This is a genomic window from Psychrobacter sp. 1Y4 (assembly GCF_051847555.1).
The window spans coordinates 1-1,009 of the sequence record NZ_JBPYDE010000184.1 but is presented as its reverse complement, the minus strand read 5'-3'; the positions used below and the strand labels follow the sequence as shown (position 1 = coordinate 1,009).

Annotated in this window: 1 protein-coding gene; it reads right to left on the bottom strand. The window is 42.8% G+C overall.

What is annotated here, in order from left to right:
- A partial coding sequence (locus tag ACS8FC_RS15130; RefSeq protein WP_439297376.1) for a transglycosylase domain-containing protein occupies positions 1-862 on the bottom strand: 862 nt, incomplete at its 3' end.
- Positions 863-1,009 lie beyond the last annotated feature (147 nt).

Genomic DNA, 1,009 nt, shown 5'->3' with positions numbered 1-1,009 from the left:
TGCCGTTTTGACCCAAATAAATTTCGTTCAAATAGGTCTGTAAAATTTCATCTTTACTATAATGCAGCTCAAGTAGTACCGCCATCAACGCCTCATTGGCTTTGCGTTTGAGGGTGCGATCAGAGTTGAGGTAAAAGTTTTTGATCAGCTGCTGGGTGATTGTCGAGCCACCTTGTCTAGCACCACCAGTAAAGTTATTGATTACGGCACGGGCGATACCGCGTATCGAGACGCCTTTATGCTCATAAAACGCGCGATCCTCGGTGGCAATCAAGGCATCAATTAGTGGCTGAGGCACGTCATCTAAAGACACAACCATTCGATCTTCGTTACTGTCTGGATAGATGCCACCGATACTCACTGGCTCTAGACGAATGATGCCGCTTTTGGCAGGTAAGGTGCTTTGAATAGAGTCAACTTTATTACCAGCAAGGGTCATTTTGATGACTTGCTCAGCATCTATATCGCTCGAGCTATAGGTAAAGCCGCGTGTATGGATAAAATAAGTATTGCCCGATCTATGATAAGTGCCAGTACGATCATAAGACTTGTTGCTTTGATAATTAAGCAACTCTAGCCACGTTTTCATCGTATCTCTATCGATATTGGCACCCTGATATAGCTCAAGCGGCTGTGAGTATACTTTAGCTGGAATATCCCAGCGCTTGCCTTCGAACTTATGGGTAATGGTGCGATCAAGCTTGACCAAATACAGTGCAAATAGCACCATGCCAGCGATGATGATAATTAAGAGAAGACTACTAAATACCAAGCCGCGCTGCTGTGAAGGTAAAGCATTCATAGCAGGCTTAGATGATGGTGATAGCTTGGTATTTGGTAACTTAAAATTGGATTTTTGCACGGATGTCGCACCATTTTTGGATAAAAAACTGCCTCATAATGACGCAAATTGACAAATTTTTCAATCTATCATCGTTAACGAGCGCATTCATTGGTATTAGACCATAAGCAATGGTACTGCCTAGGGTGATTGCTTGTAGTATAATCT